The sequence below is a fragment of the Halorubrum ejinorense genome, from assembly GCF_039522565.1.
Taxonomy (GTDB): Archaea; Halobacteriota; Halobacteria; order Halobacteriales; family Haloferacaceae; genus Halorubrum; species Halorubrum ejinorense.
In genome coordinates this window covers 176,591-194,823 of sequence record NZ_BAAADQ010000013.1, presented here as the reverse complement: position 1 = coordinate 194,823, position 18,233 = coordinate 176,591, and the positions used below count along the sequence as shown (strand labels likewise).

Genomic DNA, 18,233 nt, shown 5'->3' with positions numbered 1-18,233 from the left:
GACCGCCAGATCACACGACGAGCGTGAGGACGAGTCCGCCGGCGATCGCGATCCCGCCGAGGGCGTAACACACCGTCGCGAACGGCACCCGCTCGACGACGCGCATGAGCGCGTCGATCGTCAGGTAGCCGACGACGGCGCTCACGCCGAGTGCGACCGCCGCGGGCACTGGTGCGATGCCGGGAAGCCCGCCCGCGCTGGCGAGGGTGAGCGCGGCCGCGCCAACCGATGCGGGAATTGACAGCAGAAAGGAGAGTCGAAACGCAGTCGGCGGGTCGTAGCTGCGGAACAACAGCGTGCTCGCGGTCACGCCCGACCGAGAGATGCCGGGGAGGATGGCGAACCCCTGGGCGCTGCCGACGAGGATCGAGTCGACGAGTGACGGCGTCTCGCGGCCGCCCATGCTGACGCTGTCCGACGCCCGCTGGAGGAGACCGGTGATCACGAGGAGGACCCCGATGGCGGCGATGAAGACGCCGCCCGTGAGGTCGCTGACGAGATCCACGGCGAGGATATACAATGGAATCCCGACGAGCCCGGTGAACAGCGACGCCACGACGACGTACGTCGCGATCGCGTGGTCGGCGTCGTACGCGTTCGCGGGACGCCATCCGGGAAGTGTTCTGAGGATGGTCGCGATCTCCGCGCGGTAGTAGGTCGCGGCCGACAGCGTCGTGCCCAACTGGAGGAACAAGGCGAGCTGGACCGCGACGGCGGGATCCGTGCCGACGAGCGTGAGCACGAGCGAGAGGTTCCCCTGACTCGAGACGGGGAGCCACTCGACGACCCCCTGAACGATCCCGGCGAGTATCGCAACGAGCAGCTCCGTGGTGGTCACTACCGACATCGGATGGCGGACGGAAGCTAAAAGGCCCCGGTTGCGGGCTCGCGATCGGGTGTCTGCCCGTCAGTGCTGCTTCTCAGTTGGGTCGGAATCGGGGTCGTCGGGATCGCCTGAGAGAGTGTTGTGCGTGTCTTCAGTTTGCTCTCCTTCTGGCTCCGACTCCGCTGGCGGCTCTGGGGGCTCCAGTGCGGCAACCAGGAGTTCGACCGGTCGGGTTTCGCGGAGCTCCGCCCAACTCCGGCGTTCACGGGTTGCGATCACGCCTGCGATAACGAGCCCGACCGCGAGGCCGAGCCGTGTCGTGCCGAGGGTTCCGGCCGCGACGCTCCCGAGCGCGAGGAGGAGCCCGACTGCGAGGACGGCGAGGCCAGCCACGACTGCTGGCGCCGCAAGTGTGTACGAAGCACCTGCGCGGGCCGCCGTGGCGATCCGCGAGTCCTCGAGTGCGGGAATGAGGCGATCCAAGACCGCATCCAGCAGTCGGATGAACGGACCGACCGTCCACGTCTCCCGGAGGTCGATCACGATCACCTCCGGATCCGGCTCCGCGGTGAGCCACCGGTACAGGAAAGAACTGCGCACAACTCCCGCCGTCCGCCTCCACAGGCGGCCGAGACGCGACTCGCGGGCTGCCCGCCGCACAACGCTTCCGGTTGGCGTGCCCGCCTCCGTCTCGTCACTCATCTACATAGATTTCCGGGTGAGCGCTCATGTGTGTTGTGACTGGGGCAGGCCGGCGATCCGGTCACCGGCCCACAGAGACGACCGTCGCCTCCACGGTGGCCGTGCCCAGATCCAGGGTGACTGTCGACCCTTGGCGAATCTGGTCGCCCTTGAACGCGAGCCCGGCCGGTGTCTCTCGCAGTTGGAGGTCCGCGGTGATCGTCACCTCGCGGTCCACCGGGTGGTCGACGACGTTGACGCTGCCGTCATCACCGGTCGCGATGATGAGCGAGGGTTCCGTCTCGACGCCGGTGACCCGGGCGACCGTGGTGTCGCCGGCGCGTTCGACCATCCCCGGCTCGATGGCGTCCGCGAAGTCCTCGCGGACCTCCTCCATCCGGAGGGTGACCGTACGGGTCGTGGTCGCACCGAGGCTGATGTCGCCGCCGACCTGCTCGATTTGCGCGTCGAGCGTGTAGTCGCTCGTGGGTAGCGTTACCGTCTGACCGCGTCTAACCGGTGTGCCGCCGAACCGGAGCCGGTCCTGCTGGCGGTGCCCGGTGAGCGTCGCCTCGACGAGGAGTTGGCGTTGGGTGGGTCGGTCGGTCGTGTAGGTGGTGACGTTGTTAATGCGAGCGACCGTGCGGTCGCTGAGCCGAATCTCGTCGCCGGGGGTTACATCTGTGGCGGTGCCCGCGTCGACCTGACTCGAGAGCAGCACGCGCTGTTGTTCGGTGGTCAGCGCGTCGCTGTCGCCTACGGCACGAATCTGGCCACCGATCTGGTAGCGGTCGGTGGTGATGTCGAGCGTCCGGCCGAGCCGCGGCGGGGCGCCCCCGTAGATGAGGCTGTCTTGGTCGTTGAGCTCGCCTTCGAGCGCCACGCGGAGGACGACGCGCGTCTGATCGCCCTGTGGCGTGAGGTGAACGTCCGTGATGCGGAGATCAGATGAACCGTCGGGGCTGTGGGTGTCGCCTTCCTCGATCGCGTCGACGATGTACGGCGAGACGGTGCCGACGTCGAGCGTCGCGTAGGCGGTGTCCGTTTCCGGCGCCGGCGCCGGCTCCGGATCGTCTGCGAAGACGAACGCGGCGCCTGCGACGACGACGGCAGCGATCAGCAACACGACCAGCGCGTCGATGACGTTGACGCGGCCGAACAGCCGCCCCTCGTCGTCGATCAACTCCATGGAGGTCCCTCCGAGCGCAGCATTATCAGCGACGACCGGCGCGCGGGTAAAAAGCGTACCCGTTTGGCGGCTCGGGATCGTGGTCCGAACCCGCAGGCTTTTGTCGATCCTGTGGGAGTGCGGACACAATGAGTCGCTTGCGGCTGCCACTCGTTCCGCGCTCGCTCCGACTGGCAGGGGTTCTCGCGGTCGCGGCGACGATTCTCTACTTCTCGGTGTTCACGCCACCAGGCAGTGGAGTGATTCAGACCGGGCCGCTCGGCGTCCTCCCGTACAGCACGTGGCTCCACGGGCTGGCGTACGCCGGGCTCGCGGTGACGCTCGCGTACGCGCTTCAAGACTCGGCGTGGCGCGACCGGACTGTGTTGGCCGTCGTGTTCCTCATTGCGGTCGGGTACGGTGGCAGCATCGAACTGCTCCAGTCGACGCTGGACGCGCGGACCGCCGACTTCGGCGACCTGCTCGTGAACGCGGTCGGGGCCGCCGTCGCCGCCGTGTGTTGGCGCGTGCTGACGCGGTGGGTCCGGTTCTACCGAGTGCGGCAGGTGGAAGACGTCGAGATGCCACTTTGATATCGACAGTACAGACAGTAGAGGATTCTTCGACAGTGCCCTGTCCCTCGCCTCGACTATTGGACTTCTAACACTAGTGTCCGCTACACCTGATCAAAAAGAGGGCCCACGGCGTCAACCGTGGGAGAACGTTGCGTCGCGGGTCCGCTCGGGATACTCGCCGATATCGCATCTCGCGAACAGTAGTCTTCGTGTGTGTTTGGTGGTATCTCGCCGGTAAATCCAAGTTTACCACCAACGAGCATGTCATCTATATGACTGAGTACTGTACACAGCAAAACGAGCTTCCGGACGCCATCCGAGGGTATGTCGTCGATGCGCTTAGCGAGGCCGAGACGTTCCGCGCCGCCGTCAAAACAACGACCGGTGGACTGACGCAAACCGTGTGGCTGGCTGTCACCTCTGACAACCTCTTTGTCGTCGTGTCTAAGCTGATCGATGCCACCCTGGTGTCCGTGCCGCTGACGACCGTTACGTCGATTGAAGTCGATCGCGTCGATCTCCCGGGTGAGCGCCGTCGGGAGATTTCACTCGAAACTGTCGACGACTCGTTCACGTACGAACTACACGATCCGGACGGAGAGTTCACCGATACCGTCCAGACAGCAGTTGCCGGGGTTCCGGACCCAGAACTCACTGACCCAACCCACCCGACTGATATCGACCACGCCATCCAGAACTGTGAGGACGTCGTCGAAGCTGCCGCGAGTGCCCGCAGCGAGGGATCGCTTGACGAGGCGAGCGACCAGTATGAGACCGCGATCACTGGGTACCGAACGGTCCTCGAGCGACTCTCGACCGGTGATGACCGCCGCGACGCAATCGAAGAGGCACTAACTGATATTCAGGCTGCTCGACAACAGCTCTCGGAGCTACAAGAACGCCGCGAAACGGTTAAAACCCGTCTCACAGCCGCCGAGAACAGCTTCCAAACGGCCGTGCGAGCACACGCAAACGGGGAACAGACCGTCGCCAAGATCCGGTACCGGCAGGCTCGTGATGGGTTTGAGGACGCACTTGAGCTGATCGACGGCGATCTCTCTGTCTTCGCGAAGCCGATCCGCATCTCGCCTGACGCTGACACCCTCGCCGTCTCCGGACCGCTTGCGGAATTCTCGCGGTTGTCGACCGCCAGCATCGAGGCCCTTTTCGACGACGAAATCGCCACCGTCGCCGATCTCCAAGGCCGAGCGGCAGGTCCCACGGCCGTCGACACTGCTGGCTCCGAGCCAACGCCGACTGTTGGGGACCTCTCCGAGTCGGCGGCGATCGATCGGGCCGACGTCCCGGTTCTTTTGGCCCTCTCTTGGCAGCGGACAGAGCCGATTTCATTCGCGGCCCGAAGCGATGTCGAACACCGTCTCGATCAAGCTACGTCCGGGTACGACGAGACGGTCTGACCGCTATTGGGTGGTACTGATCGGAGCGCCGCGACCTCTCGGGGATCGCCACTCTTCGCCGCCAAGACGACGTATCTCGGAGACCGCGGCGGCCGTGTCGTCGCGGTTCGTAGCATCGTCGATCCGGGTGACCGCTACCAGGTGAGTCCCTCGTAGGTGAGGCCGTCGCGCCGCTCGATGACGCGGCGCCCGTCGACGATGACCGGATTCGCCATCGCGTCGAACTCGGCGTCGAGCGCGGCGAACTCGTCCCAGTCGGTACAGACGACGCACGCGCTCGCACCGTCGAGCGCGGCCGCCGCCGAGTCGGCGTACTCGACGTCCGGGAAGTGCGCGCGCATGTTCTCCGTGGCCACCGGATCGTACGCGACCACGGTCGCGCCGCGTGCCTGAAGCCCGTCGACGACGGGAATCACCCGAGAGTTCCGGATGTCGTCGGTGCCCGGGTTAAACGAGAGTCCGAGGACGGCGACGCGCTCGCCGCGCACGTCGACGTGGTCGTGTATAAGCGTGAGCAGCTGCTCCGGCTCTGTGCGTGAGATTTTCCCGCGGACGGCAGAACGACCCCGCAAACGCCGCCACGGTAGCGCCCGTTGTCGTCGTCCTAGGCGTCAGACTCGACGACTGTCCCGGTATCCTCGTCGGCGTCGTCCCCCTGGAGTCGACGCTCTGCTTCGTCGCGGTCCTCGGGGTAACCGACGTCGATGCGCCACCCGTCGAGGCCGATGGCGTCGATGGTGCGGCCGGACTGGATGAGCAGATCGATCGCGTCGCTGATCTCGTACTCGTCGCGGTTCGACGGCTGAACGAGGTGACAGGCATGGAAGATCGCTGGCGAGAAGGTGTAGAAGCCGGTCATCACGAGGTTGCTCGGCGGGTCCTCGGGCTTCTCGACGACGTCGGTGATCTCGCCGTACTGGTTGGTGTCACAGACGCCGTAGCGGGAGGCCTCTTCCCAGGGGACCTCCTCGACGAGGAAGGCCGCGTCCGCGCGCTCCTCGCGCTGGCGCCGGACGACGTCCTTGAGGTTCGCCTGGAAGACGTTGTCGCCGAGGATGAGCATAAAGTCGTCGTCGACGTGTTCCTCGACCGTGAGGAGCGCGTGCGCGAGCCCGTTCTGCTCGCGCTGGTGGGTGTAGGTGATCGGGACGCCCTCGTAGGCGTCGCCGTAGTGGTCGATGATCTGCTCTTTCATGTACCCGACGACGACGATGAGTTCGTCCGCGCCGAGCTCGATGAGTTGGTCAAAGCAGTGGGTGATAAGGGGTTTGCCGTCGACCTCGACCATCCCCTTCGGCTTGTCGTCGGTGAGCGGGCGGAGGCGCGTGCCCTTGCCGGCCGCGAGTACGACTGCTTGCATGATTCGAGAATTCTGGTCAGGCAATCATAAGGATTCTGCCTTTCCGAGTCGGCTGATCGTACTGTCCACACGACTTGTAGTGGGTGACTGGCGCCGATGGAGTTGATGCTGTACTGGAACTTATGTACTCTACAGAAAGTATTTATTATAGGTCTCGGCACACGCTATCATGAATCTCCGAACGGTGGTCAGAAAGCCACACACTCGGTGAGACGGTCCGTGCGACCGCCCTTCCGGGGCCGTAGTGGGCTGTACTCCGGTGTGTGCCAACCCATGGACAACGATGAACTCATCCGTCGAGAACTGCGCAGCGCTCGTGAAGAACTTGTCCGCAAACGCGCACGACAGTCGGATGACCTGCCAGCATCGACGAGTCAGCTTCCGTTGATGCCGGAGCGGGACGACGCGTTCCTTCGTCTCGCTCTGATGAGCGTCGAAGACCTTGAAACGCACATCGATCGACTCGAACGCGATCTCACCGACTTGGAAGACGGTATCGACCGGCCGGATGCGGAGCTCGAATGAGCACGTTGAACGCGTATGAACCTCACTGAAAACACAATTTACCAGCACGACGAACTCGGAGAAGTACTCGTGGTCGGTGTCCACCACGTCTTCGAAACGTACGATCCGGACTCGGGGGACGGTCGTCTTCGATCGCGAGTCGTCCGCTACACTGCGGAGTGGGACGACTATGGTCCGATGCCCTCCAGTGTCCGTACCACGCCGGTCGATGAGTTTCGGACGGTCGTCGGCGACGCCGTTCGAACGTGGGAGGGCGTTGAGTGGCCACCGAACGGTGATACCTGACCCTTCACACCATTCTGCTACTAACCGATGAAAGTCTATCCAAAGATCCCACGATACGATCACCCCGTCGTCCCCGAGTCGTTCTTCGATGCTGAGGATTTGGTGGTCCTTGAGAAGTTTGACGGGGGCTCGTTCCGATTCACACTCTATGACGAGCGCCACGCGTCGTCTTATCCAGATCCTGTGATAAACGCCGCTGACGGAGATGGAAGTCTCGTCTTCGGAACACGGCGTTCCATCATGGGATCTCATCGTGACGATCTCGAGGACATTGACGGGGCGCTCCACCGCGCCGTCCGGTGTCTCCGCGACGGAATCGACGTGGACGCCCTCCGTCGAGCCCACAATGAACATAGTGGCCCGCTCATCGTGTACGCAGAGAATTTCGTGTACTCGACGCTAGACTACGGATACACCGAACGCGACCTTCCCGCTCTCGTCGGCTTTGATGTCCTTCCGTATGCGGCTATTGACTCGATGACGCCACCGGGCAGTCCGTACGCAGAGACTTTCGGGGGATTTCTCTCGACTGAGGCGGCTTGGGGCGTCTTCGACCGGATCCGATTCGAGAACGTGTCGCCTGATCGCGCGTTCGTTCCCGCAACGATCATCGCCAAGCCGACCGAGTTTGATCCAGAGACCTACACCGTTCCACAGTCATCGCTCGCCAGTGATGTCCGTGCGGAAGGCGTCGTCGTCCGTAGCGACAGCCAAGCCCGCCGCGTGAAAGTGGTCCGCGACGCGTTCGAGGAGTTGAATCGCGAACAGTTCGGTCAAGACCCGGATGACGCAGAGACGGGTGCTGAACAGCTTGTCGCGATGTACTGTACGTCTGCCCGGATCCGTAAGACGGTTCGCTCGCTGGTTATCGAAGAGTGTCACGAGTTCGGAGTTCACCTTGTGGAAGATCTGTATCCCCGCGTCGTCGAAGATATCTGGGCCGAACACTGGCAAGAGATCATGCGGCTTGAGTTCGAGTTCGCGCCTGCGGACGTCTATCCGCTTGTCGCCAAGCGGTGCGTCACAGAACTTCGAAAGATGGAGACAAACGCCGAGCTAAACGACGCCGACCCGATAACGATTTGGCAACATCTCTCGTGAGCTGCTACGGACTAAGCCCTGAGGAATTCACCTTGAACGGCCTGTAGATGTCCAACTTCTTGTGTTAGACACGCCGGATATATTTGTCTCTCCTAGGGGGTTTTGTCCATTGAGGTCGGCGACACGCTGTTCTGAACCGTTACCGAGACTAGGATCTTTCTGTTGAGATCGTCCGATAGTGCTGCGGCACATTCGAAGATGAAAACCTACAGGCCCCGATGGGTTGTAACGGGGTCCAAACTCACGGCCGTCCGTAGGGATGGTCCAAAATTCACAGAGGACGTTCGAATGGTAATCGTAGTCCTCGGTTCGAACATTCTGATCGACTATCTGAATACAAGGAGCGATGTTCCAGGGGGAATCCCACCTCTGTTGGCGACAGCTACCTACCGCAGCATCGGCAGCAGCACATCGCTCTACCTCGAGTCACCAGCGGCAGTTTCCTGCTAAATCCCCGGACGGGGTGGTTACAGCAGCACCAGTTACCGACTGAGATAGTAGTTGTCGTCAGCATAGTAAGTGCGCCGGGGGCTGTGAGAAAGACAGGAGGGACCCAACGAACGTCCGAATCGAAACGAATTGCCCGCCCGGGACGAAGGGACACAGCCACCGGCGGCTGAAGCGCACTGAACACCCCTCGTTTCAGATTGGATCCGGACTGCCGACGGCCACCAGCAGTCCACCCCCATCACCATGACTCGACGACGACACCTGTTGACGGGATACTGAATACAGTCAGACTCACAAACCCGTAACCGGAGTCACGCACACTGAACGGACACTACTGTTCACTACGAACTCGAAATCCGTCCCCGACTGCGGGTCAAGCCGACTGGCTTGTCCTGAGACTCGGTAGTCCGGGGCCGAAGTTGTCATGCGCTCATCTGGACTGAGGGTCCCACGCAGACGCACCTGTTCTGCGAAGATCCTCACCAGTCTCCATCCATGATGCGAACTGGATCGACACGACGGGGACCGATGGTGCCGCAACTATCGGTCTCTGACGAGTGCGGTGCGACACGACCCTACTAGTTATCCTGGCCCCCCGGCTGTCGGTCGGGACTCGATCCCAGTATCGACGCTACCACCGTTGTCTCGCGACGGCGTCCGAGCGGCCACACTGCTTACTCTTCCATCCCAAGATTATATCAGAAAATAGGTATATCTGGTTGGGATGCGGCCTATTGAGCATCCACTCTACCATCCCGGTTGGAGCCCAGTATGCGGCCGCGTCTCACCATCGATAGCTCTCTTTCCACAGCGGCCGCCAGTCGGTTACTGATTCTTGGGTCCCTCCCTGAGTTGGTAGTCATACGCAGTGCGTTCTGACCGCTGTATTTGGGAACCACATCTACTATATTAGTCGGAATCTGCTGCTGCTGTGTCGCCGCCTGCGTGCGATTTGTGGTGCTGCTGGTGCGGTAGCAAGTACTGCCGAACAGAGTGCTGCTGCTGGTGGTGCGGTCCGACTACTGGCGGCTCTGTGGGGGGTTATTATGTATTGTTCACTGCCCCTCAAGACCCCGACGGAACCGGTCTAGGGTGGGGCCGCTCGTTCGGGGTTGCTGCTGGTCGCACACGGGCCCTGCTGGCTCTGTGTTTCAGTTCTGATCTTGTAACAGGAAACAGACATTTTGGGGGCGGCGCCCCCGTCAGTCATACACTCGCCGGTGGGGGTGATGGTTACTCTGACCCGGAGGGCGGATACCGCCACTGGCGACGATCGTTGATGTGGTAGTCGACGTGCTCGCGATCAAGATCGAACTCGAGCCCGTAGGGATCAATTGTTCGCACCCAGGTACAGAGCCGCGGAAACACCTGGTCGATCCCAAGCGGATCAGCGTCCGTTGTGACGGTGTACTCGTCGAGAAATCGGTCGACGACTGCCTCGGTAAATGACGGCGACCGATACCGGGGATTATGTTCTGTCACCCACGTTGGGTGGTGACGATACTCTTTGAATCCACGGGTCGTTGGCGTCAAGATCGTTCCATGATACAGCCCGGTTGCGAGAAACGCCGGCGCAACGGGCGCTGGAAGTGGCGCCCACGAGGCTGCGAGGTCGTCTGCTGTTTGAAACTCCGTGCGATGGTCGCCGTCGGCATCACGGACGACGTACGTATCGTCACCACGGCGACTGGTCGGGAGCGAGGCGACGAGCGTCTCGGCTGTCCACGGCTGGGTCCACTCTCTGAGCCGCTCTTTACCGCTGTACAACTCGAGCGCGCCGTCAGGCCGGAGCCACCACGTCGGCGGGCCAGCTGACCGAGGGAACATTGCCATTGTTCCATCGGCTTTGAGCGGCTCTGCGGTCGTATACAGCCGCGCTCGCTCCGGCCTTGTCTCACGAACCGGCTGGGCCAACAGTCTGGCGACGCGGGCGGCCGTCTTGTCGGTGTCGGTAACGATGTACGCGGTCGTCTCCTTACAGGCGGCGGCACTGACAAGCGCAATGAGATCCCCGGCAGCGAGTGTCTCGTCGGTGACGATACTGACTGGCCGTGCGAGGCCCGGGCGGACAAGTTCGACCGTGGCAGCAGGGAACCAGCGCGGATCTTGAAGCTTTCCCCGTGTGTGTAACCACGTGACTGCGGTTTTAGTGTGGTCGTCGGTGGCGTCGATATCGAGCGAATCGAGTGGGTCGGGTGTCGGTGTCGTTCGATCCGCCGTTGCTCCGGGGACCGTCCCCGGTGCCTCGCGGAGCACGGATTCAATACTGTAGGTGAACGGCTCCCAGCCAGCGCGTCGTGGCCATCGATCCCGGTCGTAGTAGGCGGGTACGTGCGCGAGAAACGCTGGCAGCGTCTCGGCATCGACTGTCAGCCATGGATCGACGTTGAGGGAGCTGTATGCGCGCTGTCGGGACGGGCTTGGCGTTCGGTCCCGCAAGACATCGAACGCCTCGGAACTGCGGGCGAGTCGGCGGCGGCTGTCCGGCCGGCGGGTCTCGTCACGCCCGAGTCCACGGAGTTTGTCGGTGTCGACATACAGCCGCGGCGTCTCATGGGTCTCGCCGAGCACGGGCGCGTCTGCCGATATACTCCACGTTCCGTCAATCGGCAGGCGCCATGACGACGTGATCGCGTCGTCGGTGAAATACGTCGCCGGATCGATGGTGCCGTCATCGAGCGTGGCGGCGTAGTCGCTGCCGCTCACCCACTGGCGGTCGGGGTCGTATACTGCTGCCCGGAGTGTTACTTCTCGTTTGGAGCCCGCGTTCCGGACGAGAATCCGAATCACGTGTGCGAGCTCGGTGTCGATGAGCGTCTCAAGATACCCCTGGAGCGCCGTTCGTGGCGGGGATAGCTCCGGGTTGCGGGTGGAGCGAGTCGTTTCTGTGTCTGTCGTGTCCGGGCCGAGGAGACACGCCGTTAGTGCGGGAGCGACTCCCAGTTTGGTTGTATCAACGATCTCAAACCCAATCTCTTGTGGGAGCTCATCTTGGGCGGCCCGGATGACCGGATAGTTCGCTTCGAGTGTTCGGTCCCCTGCCGCCAGCAGCAGCTCTTGTGATTGTGCGCCGGTGTGGATGGTCACCTCGACGAGATCATCCGGTTGGCGGGTCGCGGTGTACACCGCCCGGGCGAGGTCATCACGCAGTGGTGTCGTGCGTCGCTCATCGGCAATATCAACACCCGGCCAGCGAAGTCGCAGGAAGGTTCGTTCTAACGACATGCTTAAAAATCGGTGCCAGCGGTTACAGCGAGAGGTCAGCGTCGGCGTCGACACCAGCGAGATGCGGCGAGACGAGCCCGCGGGGGAACACCCACTTATAGCCAACGAGCATTTTCTTTCCTCCGGACGTGTCGTCCCGGTCGATGTCGGGTAATCCTCCACCGAATCTGGCCGTGTCTGGGGCGTCTTTGCTAGTACACCACTGGTAGACTCCCATCATTGTCGAGTGACACTTATCGGTGGTGAGCTCGGTGTCAGGAGTCTCGGTGAGGAACGTGTCTTTGACCTCGCTTCCGAACTCCTTGTACCGGTCCATCTTGCCCCCGGCGCGTTCCCACTCGGGTGTGGCATTATATTCCACGAAGTCATCGCTGTCTTCGCTTTCCGCACCCGTCTCGTACATGATCGTCACGTACTGGAGATAGCTGATGTCGATCGGGACGTGAGGCGTTGTGACCCGGCTCCACTCTCGTTTGAACGCAGTTCTGCTCTCGTAGGTCAGCGTCTCACCGTCACGGGTGGTGACGATGTATTTACCGTCTTCTTTCTGCGCCGTCGCACAGCCGTGGTCGACCTCGGTGAGATCCGCGTCAGCCGGACACCGGGTGACGATCTCGCCGTCGATGACGTAGACGAGCATCCCATCGGGTGTGAGACACCACGTTGACTCCGATTCGGCTGTGACGAGCATTTGCCCGTCGATTTCGGGGAGTGCGCCTCCCTGATACGTTTGGACGCCGTGTTCAGTTTGCTCGTTATACGTCGCATAGACGATATCGTAGACGCGGTCAGCGGCCGATTCGCTTTTACAGACGAGGACGACGTGCCGGTCCGCAGCGATCGCGCGTTCGACGTTCGTGAGAATGTTCGCCGGCTTGGACTCGTTTTTGTACTCCGGTTCAACGTTAACCACGTCGCTGTCGACCTGCTTTTCGAGGGTATTGATGTAGCCCTCGTCTGGGGTGAGCTCCTGATCCGGCAGCGAATCCCCATCTTGTTCGACACGACTGATCTCGTCGCCGCGAGCACGCGCGAATGTGATGAACCTGTCGCCGAGTTTTAGGTGGGCGTCAGTTCCGTCGGTCTGATGTCGCTGTTCAGCGTCGACGGTCGGTCCCGGCGTCTCCCAGTCTGTTTGGATGTCGATATCGCGTACCGAACGCGGCGTGAACTCCGGCGCTTCTCGGACCGGCGAATACGTCCACGGATCGATGTCGTAGTAGTGCGCGTACCGTTTCGTGAAGTAGCTAATTGCCGCCGGCGGGATCCAGAATCGGCCGTAGTACCCGTGATCTTCTGCCGCTTGTTTCCAGCCTGTTGAGCCGTTGAGCAGTCGTCGGAAATCAGGATGGCCCAGTACAACTTCTTTTAACTTCTCGATTTTGCGCCGGTGTTGGAATTTCGTATCGTACCGTTTTCGCATCGCATCTCTGATAGTGACCGTGTGGGCGGTCTGTCCATTGACCTGCTGGTCGTATTTGATATGAAGGTAGTCTTCGATGTCGATGTTGTAATTCGACGTGAGGCCGATCGATTTAAACAGCCGACCGAAGTCCTCGGATGCCCCCTCTTTGACGAGTCGGGCGAGTCCACGATCCCCTTGGTATGTGTGGTCGGACGATAGTGCTGCGAGCCGAGACGTGATGTAGTTTTTCCCGTCATCGGGTTCAGCGATGAGCTGGTGAACGAACGGCTCACGCGCGTGCGTGAGTGCGTCGTAGGTCTGCTCCATCATCTCCGCATTGACTTTGCCAACGCCAGCGAGTTCTTCGGCGTCCTCGTTGACAAGCCGGCACGTGGCGGTCGGTCCACCGGTCGCGATCGGGTCAAGATCGAGATCGCCCACCTCGACATTGTACACGTCGGGGAAGCTATCGGCGATTTTCTCGTGGGCGACGTCGAGGACGTTTTGCAGCACCCGCTCGTTGAAGTCAGTGATGTCAGCTTGGATCGCGCGGCCATCGACGAAATGCGGACTGATATGGAACGCATGACACAGCACCGCCGCAGTATCCACATCTGTACGCGATACCGGCCGCGGGTACGTTAGTACTTCAATCGGCGCGTCTATCTTTTCGATGAGTTCTGTGATTGCCTCCGCGATTTCATCACCCGTCTCGTGTACGAGCTTGTCTCTGTACTCGGGATCGACCGGCGGTGTCACGTGAACCGTATTCTGTCTCACGCGCCCGCTTTGGAGTTCGCCGATCCACAGTTCCGGGCGCGTTTCATGCCGATTGAATAACTGTTCAACGGTACCCGTCGAGAGTGTTTGCTGGCTCATACGGGCCACCTCCACTGTGACGGTGAGTTGGTTCGTCGTGCCGTGGTGTGTCCACGACAGGTTGGTGGTTCGTACATCCTGCGCTGGGCACTGACGGGGGGATTATGAAAATCGATTTCTCGAATTCGAAAGTCGAATCTCCGAAAGATGTATATTGAATTAGGCAGCTAGTTCTCAGAATTGATATCTTCACCGAGGGTATCTTATTACCATCAGTGGGAACACACTCGCGATGGGTGCCGTCTCAGAGACGGGACGCGAGCGAGAGGACTGTCCCTCCTCTGTCGAAGCGATACAAGCTGCTATCAGTCGTGACGACCGGATTGGATCTGATCAGCAACCGGTTTCTCGGGTGAAATCCCGGGCGAAAGAGATTGTTGAGATCATTTATTCGCCGGGAGACGACTGTCGTCGGGAGCTGACCGACCAGCAGGCACGAACAGTCTGTGTTCAGGAGTTGGCCGACTGCGAGGCGTTTGCTGTGACAGAAGACACGCTGCGTAGGGACTTGGATACACTCGCTGAGTACGGCTATCTTGATGCCGATACGACTGGACGACCGTACTGGTACAGTATCGCCGACTCTTGGGTCACCGCGACGACGACTGATGTCGCTGTCGAAGATTCTGGTGCCGATTTACAACAGTCGGAACTCGATGGTCCGACAGCGATCCACGAGACTGATCACGCCGAACCGGATGATCCAGTCAAAAATTATCAGCGGGTCCTGACGTTGTTTACGGCGGCTTACGCGAATCTCACGTCCGCACAGCAGACTGCTGCTTCTCTTTTCGGAATCGGTGGGGTCGTGTTCGGGTTGCTTGGAGTGAGCCTCGTCGTTAGCGGACTGTCTGTCGACCCCCAGCTTGCTGCTGTGAGCGACTCCAGCCTCCGCGCAGGCGTGGTGTCTCTGTTCGGGTGGGCATGGGCCCACTTTGTCGGCTTGGTGAATGCTGTCTCGGAGGACGATGTCACGCTCTCCTCGCAAGCCCCTACTTCTGGGGCAGTGACCCACGACTGAAGTCGTTGGCTTCCTCCCCAACCTCAAGGGTCGGGGCATCCGGCTCGTCCACCTGTGAATCGATCACCCTCCGCAAGACTAAGGTATTACGGAAAGTATTACTACGTATGAGTAAGTCTACTCGTGTCACAGAGAAGGGCCAGGCGACGATCCCCCACGAACTCCGCGAGAAGTACGACCTAAAGCCCGGTGACGAGGTCGTCTGGATGGACACCGATGAGGGGATCGTGGTGAAAAAACGTACTCGTACCGGCGGACGCGGGATGCTCGTTCCTGACGACACCTCGGATGCGAAGCGTGAGGAGATCGCCGAGGAGTTGGGACAGCGCGTCCGAGATCGCCGCGATCGGAACTACGAGGAAGCCTGAGATGGCAGCATACACTGCTGACGCTGTCTCGCTGCTGGTCTATCTCGTCGACGCGCTCCCGCGAGAGGCTGACCAGGTGTTCGCCGAAGCTGAAGCTGGGGAAACGGTCATCGAGACACCGAGTACGGCGATCGCTGAAGTGCTGTACTCGGTCTCCCGCGACAAGGACGTTCGGGGGGTCTCCCTCACGGGGACGCCAGAGGACGCCCGTCAGGCGCTGGTTGGAAACGGGCCGATCTCGGTCGCGCCCGTCGGTGATGCGGAGCTGGCAGAATACGCCCAACTGCTTGGTGAGTTCAGCATCCACGACGGCCTGATCGTCGCTAGTCACCGGGCACAGGAGACTGATGCGATCCTCACGACTGACGGTGTTATCGGTGACGCCGGTTACAAGACGATCTGGGACTGATGACATCGAGTTTCCGGGAATGGAAGACCGGCTTGTTGAGTTTTGGGCGAGCGCGGACGAGTACTGGGAGGCTGTCGGCGGCGACCCGCCTCGACCACACTGACCCACCACCACCCGACTCACCGATACCCTGACCATGACCACGCTCCACATCACCGTCGGCGACCGAGAACAGCTCCGGCAAGACACGCTCCAGTTTGTCCAAGATGCTGACGCAGATGAGCTTGACAGCGAGGATGGAAACGCGACGCTCCAGTTCGGAACCTACGACGACTTCGTCGACAGCTTCACCCCACTTCGTCTCGAACTCATCCGGGCGATCGCAAAAGAAACCCCCGAGAGCATGCGCGAGGCAGCTCGCCTCGTTGATCGCGACGTCTCGGATGTCCACTCGGATTTGAAGCAGCTCGACGTCCTGGGTATCCTCACTCTCGACGAAGGCGGCCCCAGCGGCGCGATCCAACCCGTCGTCCCGTTCGATCGGATTGAGGTTCATAGCGGAAACAGCGCGGAAACCCACCCCTTCAGGGGTGGGAGGAAGCGCGCACGCTCCGTGCAACAATCCACCGACTACGACAGGGGCCGACTCCCCAATAGTTTTGAATTATCGGCAATACATATGATGTATGGAGAAGCGGCGCACTGTTCCGGTGAAACTCGCCGTGGATAGTGACGACGCCGCACTCCTCGAAGACACCGTCGACGAGTTCTTGTGGGCCGCTAACTACGTGACTCGCCACGCCTTCGAAGGCGAATACGTCACCACGAGCAAAACCACGCTCCACGACGACACCTACGAAGACGTGCGCGACGAGACGGCGTTACACAGCAACCACGTCCAAGCCGCCCGGAACAAGGCCGCTGACGCCTGCAAGAGCGTGGTCGAGAAGTGGAAACAGGGGAAGAAGGGGTCGATGCCGCACTTCACCAGTCCACACGTCGTCTACGACCACCGCACCGCCACCTTCCACGACGAGTACGTCAGTCTCGCCACCACAGACGGACGGATTGAAGCCGACTACGTGCTTCCTGACGACGAACAAGACACGCCCCACGCGGAATACCTCTTCTCAGATGAGTACGAGACGACAGGGGCGGAGTTGCACTACCGGGACGGCAACTGGATGCTTCATATCCACTGCAAGAAGGAAGTGGAGTCTGACACGTCGGAGCAGACAGCCACCGAGAACGGAACGGTTCTCGGGGTTGACCTCGGCGTGAACAGTCTTGCAGTTGCCTCGACTGGCACGTTCTGGACGGGTGACGAGTTCGACCACTGGCGGCGCGAATACGAGCAACGGCATGGTGACTTACAGGAACACGGCACGCGGTGGGCGCATGAGAACATCCAATCGGTCGGTCGGAAAGAGGAACGTCGGTTCAAAATCACGCTCCACCGCATCTCGAACGAGTTGGTAGCTGAAGCCCGCGAGTACGGCTGTTCGGTGATAGCGTTCGAGGACTTGACCGACATCCGTGAGCGCACTGGTGCGTCGTGGGGCCACAAGTGGGCATTCAACCGCCTGTTCGAGTACGTCGAGTACAAAGCAGCCGAGTACGGCATCGACGTGGAGCAGATTGACCCGGAGAACACGTCACGGCGGTGTTCGACGTGTGGGTTCACGCACCCCGACAACCGTAACGGCGAGGAGTTCGAGTGCCTGAAATGCGGGTACGAGAACCACGCCGACTACAACGCCGCCAAGAACATCGGCTTGCGGTATCTCCGCCGGAACCAAACTGGCTCCGGTGGAGGCGCACCCGTAGGCGTGCGCTTGAACAGCGGGACGCTGAACGCGAATGGAGAGTATGACCCTCCTGCCGAAATGTCGGCCAGAGCGGGAGTCCACGCTGAAAGCCCACGGCTTTAGCCGTGGGTTAGCTTACATTGACTACCCGCTTATCGACTTCGGCGACGCCGATAGCGCCTCCATGAGTGCGTAGCGGGAGCCTCCCTAGTCGTTCCAGGGGGTCGCGATCCGCCCTTCGATCTTGTCGAGGACGAGCGACAGCACGTCGCGATGATCGGTCGGCCAAGAAGCGTCGTTACGGTACCGATGGGTGTCTCGACTGACTCAGCCATTATGATCCACTCGCTTGAACGGCAAAGAAACTATGTGTGTGTAGATTCTACACATAGTGTGATGGCTGAGGAAAAAACACGCGTCGATTTTAACGCCCCCAAGTCCCTCGTCGAGCGCGCCGATAGCGCGATTGAAATCCTCGATATCTCTCGTACCCGTCTCATCATCGACGCACTTGAGGACGAACTCGAAGAGCTTGTAAACGACGAGGAGTTCCAGCGACGGCTGAGCGACGCCTACTACGACGGCCGGGTCGATTACGACACCGTCGAAGCAATTCTGGGCCGTGAGGAGGCAATGCGATTGAAACTCCTCCGAGAGTCGATCGATCGGACGCCCGCTATACCCACACTCGAGGATGGGCTCCCGAGTGACGATACCTTCTACGACGGCGAGATTTCCGAATGGACGGACTCAAATTCAGCTGATTCTGATGACGAGTCGCGTGCCTGA

16 protein-coding genes and 3 pseudogenes are annotated in these 18,233 nt (G+C 61.0%); 12 read left to right on the top strand and 7 right to left on the bottom strand.

Features of this window, described 5'->3' with window-relative positions:
- Positions 1-10 precede the first annotated feature (10 nt).
- From ABDZ89_RS11725 to ABDZ89_RS11715, 3 genes are all read right to left on the bottom strand, one after another.
- Entirely contained in the window at positions 11-847 is an 837-nt protein-coding gene (locus ABDZ89_RS11725; RefSeq protein ID WP_371152690.1) for an undecaprenyl-diphosphate phosphatase, read from the bottom strand.
- A 60-nt stretch (positions 848-907) separates the two neighbouring features.
- Complete coding sequence (locus ABDZ89_RS11720) at positions 908-1,528, bottom strand: hypothetical protein (RefSeq protein ID WP_343779255.1); 621 nt, start codon at positions 1,526-1,528, stop codon at positions 908-910.
- Between the two features lie 61 nt (positions 1,529-1,589).
- Positions 1,590-2,696, bottom strand: coding sequence for a DUF4330 domain-containing protein (locus ABDZ89_RS11715; RefSeq protein WP_343779253.1), 1,107 nt, complete (start codon positions 2,694-2,696; stop codon positions 1,590-1,592).
- Between the two features lie 128 nt (positions 2,697-2,824).
- Between ABDZ89_RS11715 and ABDZ89_RS11710 the strand changes: the two genes are divergently transcribed.
- Together ABDZ89_RS11710 and ABDZ89_RS11705 are read left to right on the top strand one after the other, a co-directional pair.
- A complete protein-coding gene (locus ABDZ89_RS11710) occupies positions 2,825-3,268 on the top strand; it encodes a VanZ family protein (protein ID WP_343779251.1) in 444 nt (147 codons plus the stop codon).
- Between the two features lie 254 nt (positions 3,269-3,522).
- Positions 3,523-4,668 carry a PspA/IM30 family protein gene (locus tag ABDZ89_RS11705; protein ID WP_343779249.1) on the top strand — a complete coding sequence of 382 codons (1,146 nt, stop codon included), beginning with the start codon at positions 3,523-3,525 and terminating at the stop codon, positions 4,666-4,668.
- Positions 4,669-4,802: 134 nt separating this feature from the next.
- On the opposite strand, the pseudogene ABDZ89_RS11700 reads toward ABDZ89_RS11705, so the two are convergent.
- Positions 4,803-5,195: pseudogene (locus tag ABDZ89_RS11700) on the bottom strand (UDP binding domain-containing protein); the annotation flags it as partial.
- Between the two features lie 77 nt (positions 5,196-5,272).
- The gene (gene aglF / locus ABDZ89_RS11695; RefSeq protein ID WP_343779247.1) at positions 5,273-6,028 is read right to left on the bottom strand and encodes a UTP--glucose-1-phosphate uridylyltransferase AglF; all 756 of its coding nucleotides are present in this window, start codon (positions 6,026-6,028) and stop codon (positions 5,273-5,275) included.
- 273 nt (positions 6,029-6,301) lie between these two features.
- On the opposite strand from aglF, the gene ABDZ89_RS11690 reads away from it, so the two are divergent.
- From ABDZ89_RS11690 to ABDZ89_RS11680, 3 genes are read left to right on the top strand one after another with little or no spacing between them, the layout of a single operon-like run.
- Complete coding sequence (locus ABDZ89_RS11690) at positions 6,302-6,553, top strand: hypothetical protein (RefSeq protein WP_343779245.1); 252 nt, start codon at positions 6,302-6,304, stop codon at positions 6,551-6,553.
- 15 nt (positions 6,554-6,568) lie between these two features.
- Positions 6,569-6,838, top strand: coding sequence for a hypothetical protein (locus ABDZ89_RS11685; protein ID WP_343779244.1), 270 nt, complete (start codon positions 6,569-6,571; stop codon positions 6,836-6,838).
- 27 nt (positions 6,839-6,865) lie between these two features.
- The gene (locus tag ABDZ89_RS11680; protein WP_343779242.1) at positions 6,866-7,939 is read left to right on the top strand and encodes a hypothetical protein; all 1,074 of its coding nucleotides are present in this window, start codon (positions 6,866-6,868) and stop codon (positions 7,937-7,939) included.
- Between the two features lie 1,683 nt (positions 7,940-9,622).
- Here ABDZ89_RS11680 and ABDZ89_RS11675 read toward each other — a convergent pair.
- On the bottom strand, positions 9,623-11,614 hold the full coding sequence (locus ABDZ89_RS11675) for a hypothetical protein (protein WP_343779240.1): 1,992 nt from the start codon (positions 11,612-11,614) through the stop codon (positions 9,623-9,625).
- Positions 11,615-11,636: 22 nt separating this feature from the next.
- Positions 11,637-13,898 carry a hypothetical protein gene (locus tag ABDZ89_RS11670; protein WP_343779238.1) on the bottom strand — a complete coding sequence of 754 codons (2,262 nt, stop codon included), beginning with the start codon at positions 13,896-13,898 and terminating at the stop codon, positions 11,637-11,639.
- Positions 13,899-14,130: 232 nt separating this feature from the next.
- Between ABDZ89_RS11670 and ABDZ89_RS11665 the strand changes: the two genes are divergently transcribed.
- The 7 genes and pseudogenes from ABDZ89_RS11665 (at position 14,131) to ABDZ89_RS11640 (ending at position 18,233) form a co-directional block, all read left to right on the top strand.
- The gene (locus tag ABDZ89_RS11665; protein ID WP_343779236.1) at positions 14,131-14,919 is read left to right on the top strand and encodes a Fic family protein; all 789 of its coding nucleotides are present in this window, start codon (positions 14,131-14,133) and stop codon (positions 14,917-14,919) included.
- A gap of 107 nt (positions 14,920-15,026) precedes the next feature.
- Positions 15,027-15,287: an AbrB/MazE/SpoVT family DNA-binding domain-containing protein gene (locus tag ABDZ89_RS11660; RefSeq protein WP_343779234.1), complete on the top strand. Its 261-nt coding sequence runs from the start codon at positions 15,027-15,029 to the stop codon at positions 15,285-15,287.
- Between the two features lies 1 nt (position 15,288).
- A complete protein-coding gene (locus ABDZ89_RS11655) occupies positions 15,289-15,696 on the top strand; it encodes a hypothetical protein (RefSeq protein ID WP_343779232.1) in 408 nt (135 codons plus the stop codon).
- Positions 15,695-15,799: pseudogene (locus tag ABDZ89_RS17145) on the top strand (toxin-antitoxin system TumE family protein); the annotation flags it as partial. The gene ABDZ89_RS11655 and the pseudogene ABDZ89_RS17145, both read left to right, overlap by 2 nt.
- Positions 15,800-15,832: 33 nt before the next feature.
- Positions 15,833-16,192 (top strand): annotated as a pseudogene (locus tag ABDZ89_RS11650) (HVO_A0114 family putative DNA-binding protein); the annotation flags it as partial.
- Positions 16,193-16,322: 130 nt separating this feature from the next.
- Complete coding sequence (locus tag ABDZ89_RS11645) at positions 16,323-17,567, top strand: RNA-guided endonuclease InsQ/TnpB family protein (protein WP_343779230.1); 1,245 nt, start codon at positions 16,323-16,325, stop codon at positions 17,565-17,567.
- A 273-nt stretch (positions 17,568-17,840) separates the two neighbouring features.
- Positions 17,841-18,233 (top strand): hypothetical protein, encoded by a 393-nt coding sequence (locus ABDZ89_RS11640; protein WP_343779228.1) that lies wholly within the window; start codon positions 17,841-17,843, stop codon positions 18,231-18,233.

Excerpts from the sequence above, each read along its gene's own strand:
- ABDZ89_RS11725 (WP_371152690.1), bottom strand. The coding sequence starts at position 847 with ATGTCGGTAGTGACCACCACGGAGCTGCTCGTTGCGATACTCGCCGGG.
- ABDZ89_RS11720 (WP_343779255.1), bottom strand. The coding sequence starts at position 1,528 with ATGAGTGACGAGACGGAGGCGGGCACGCCAACCGGAAGCGTTGTGCGG.
- ABDZ89_RS11715 (WP_343779253.1), bottom strand. The coding sequence starts at position 2,696 with ATGGAGTTGATCGACGACGAGGGGCGGCTGTTCGGCCGCGTCAACGTC.
- ABDZ89_RS11710 (WP_343779251.1), top strand. The coding sequence starts at position 2,825 with ATGAGTCGCTTGCGGCTGCCACTCGTTCCGCGCTCGCTCCGACTGGCA.
- ABDZ89_RS11705 (WP_343779249.1), top strand. The coding sequence starts at position 3,523 with ATGACTGAGTACTGTACACAGCAAAACGAGCTTCCGGACGCCATCCGA.
- aglF (WP_343779247.1), bottom strand. The coding sequence starts at position 6,028 with ATGCAAGCAGTCGTACTCGCGGCCGGCAAGGGCACGCGCCTCCGCCCG.
- ABDZ89_RS11690 (WP_343779245.1), top strand. The coding sequence starts at position 6,302 with ATGGACAACGATGAACTCATCCGTCGAGAACTGCGCAGCGCTCGTGAA.
- ABDZ89_RS11685 (WP_343779244.1), top strand. The coding sequence starts at position 6,569 with ATGAACCTCACTGAAAACACAATTTACCAGCACGACGAACTCGGAGAA.
- ABDZ89_RS11680 (WP_343779242.1), top strand. The coding sequence starts at position 6,866 with ATGAAAGTCTATCCAAAGATCCCACGATACGATCACCCCGTCGTCCCC.
- ABDZ89_RS11675 (WP_343779240.1), bottom strand. The coding sequence starts at position 11,614 with ATGTCGTTAGAACGAACCTTCCTGCGACTTCGCTGGCCGGGTGTTGAT.
- ABDZ89_RS11670 (WP_343779238.1), bottom strand. The coding sequence starts at position 13,898 with ATGAGCCAGCAAACACTCTCGACGGGTACCGTTGAACAGTTATTCAAT.
- ABDZ89_RS11665 (WP_343779236.1), top strand. The coding sequence starts at position 14,131 with ATGGGTGCCGTCTCAGAGACGGGACGCGAGCGAGAGGACTGTCCCTCC.
- ABDZ89_RS11660 (WP_343779234.1), top strand. The coding sequence starts at position 15,027 with ATGAGTAAGTCTACTCGTGTCACAGAGAAGGGCCAGGCGACGATCCCC.
- ABDZ89_RS11655 (WP_343779232.1), top strand. The coding sequence starts at position 15,289 with ATGGCAGCATACACTGCTGACGCTGTCTCGCTGCTGGTCTATCTCGTC.
- ABDZ89_RS11645 (WP_343779230.1), top strand. The coding sequence starts at position 16,323 with ATGGAGAAGCGGCGCACTGTTCCGGTGAAACTCGCCGTGGATAGTGAC.
- ABDZ89_RS11640 (WP_343779228.1), top strand. The coding sequence starts at position 17,841 with ATGGCTGAGGAAAAAACACGCGTCGATTTTAACGCCCCCAAGTCCCTC.